The sequence below is a fragment of the Parafannyhessea sp. genome, assembly GCF_051876455.1.
Lineage (GTDB): Bacteria > Actinomycetota > Coriobacteriia > Coriobacteriales > Atopobiaceae > Parafannyhessea.
Genome location: NZ_JBJEHW010000216.1, coordinates 1 through 1,666 on the forward strand (window position 1 = coordinate 1; position 1,666 = coordinate 1,666).

Annotated in this window: 1 protein-coding gene; it reads left to right on the plus strand. The window is 67.4% G+C overall.

The features are described from left to right. Positions 1 to 1,666, plus strand: a 1,666-nt coding sequence (locus tag ACI38Z_RS09095) for an amino acid--tRNA ligase-related protein (protein ID WP_439789883.1), incomplete at both ends; no start/stop codon positions are given.

Consider the following 1,666-nt stretch of genomic DNA (forward strand, 5'->3'; position numbering starts at 1 on the left):
GCCGCTACATGGAGGCCGACGGCTACATGGAGGTCGAGACCCCCATGATGCACGCGATCATGGGCGGCGCCAACGCCAAGCCGTTCGTCACGCACTTCAACGCGCTCGACCGCGACTTCTACCTGCGCATCGCCACCGAGCTGCCGCTCAAGCGCCTCATCGTGGGCGGCATGGAGCGCGTGTTCGAGATCGGCCGCCAGTTCCGCAACGAGGGCATGGACCTCACGCACAACCCCGAGTTCACCACCATGGAGGCCTACTGCGCCTACAGCGACCTCGACGGCATGAAGCGCCTGACCGAGGGCCTGTTCAAGACCATCGCGCGCGAGGTCTGCGGCTGCGAGGAGGGTCACGAGGTCATCACGTACCAGGGCACGCCCGTCGACATGAGCGGCACCTGGCGCTCCGTGGCGCTCTCCGAGGTGGCCTCCGAGGTCGTGGGCGAGCACGTCGACATGGACACGCCCGTCGAGCACCTGCGCAAGCTCTGCGCGGACCACGGCATCGAGACCCAGGACAGCTGGGGCGCCGGCAAGCTCCTGTTCGAGCTCTACGACGAGCTGGGCGAGGAGACGCTCGTGAACCCGACCTTCGTGTGCGACTACCCCGAGGAGGTCAGCCCGCTCGCCAAGCGCAAGGCCGACGACCCGCGCCTGACCGACCGCTTCGAGCTCGTGATCTGCGGCCATGAGTACGCCAACGCGTTCAGCGAGCTCAACGACCCGGTGGACCAGGCCGGCCGCTTTGCCGAGCAGGTTGCGGCCAAGGGCCTTGGCGACGACGAGGCCATGGGCTACGACTATGACTACGTGCGCGCCCTCGAGTACGGCATGCCTCCCGCTGGCGGCATCGGCTACGGCATCGACCGCATGATGATGCTCTTCTGCGACCAGCCCGCGATCCGCGACGTGCTGCTCTTCCCGCAGATGAAGCCGGAGGCCGTGACCAAGGAGGACATCGCGCGCCAGGTCAGCGGCGCACGTACGGACAACGCCGCCGCCAACGTGGACTCGCTCTTCTCCGATGCGGAGAAGGGCGCGACCGCCGAGGTAGAGGCCCAGGCCCAGCAGGAGGCGCCGGCAGAGGCCGAGGCCGATGACGCGAGCGATGCGGCGGGGGAGAAGGACGAGGCCCCTGCCCAGGAGGGGGATGCCATGGGCGACGCCGTCAAGGCTGCCATCGAGGCAAAGGCTGCGGAGGGCGACAAGCTCGAGAGCGGGCTCACCCGCGACGAGGCCTTCGCACTCGTGACCAAGTACAACAAGGACCCGTTCCACGTGAGCCACGCGGAGACGCTCGAGGGCCTCATGCGCCACTTCGCGCAGAAGTACGACCCGCAGAACGTGGACTTCTGGGGCCAGGTCGGCCTCCTGCACGACCTCGACTGGGAGATGTGGCAGGACGACCAGCTGCACACCCAGAAGACGGCCGAGCTCCTGGCCGAGGCCGGCGCCAACCCCTACCTGGCGCACGCCATCATGACGCACAACAGCGACATGAACCAGGACCTGCCCAAGCCCGAGCTCAAGATGGAGAAGGTCCTCTTCGAGTGCGACGAGGTCTCCGGCCTCATCCAGGCGGCCGCGCACATGCGCCCGTCCGGATCGGTCATGGACATGCCGCTCAAGTCGCTCAAGAAGAAGTTCAAGGACAAGCGCTTCGCCGC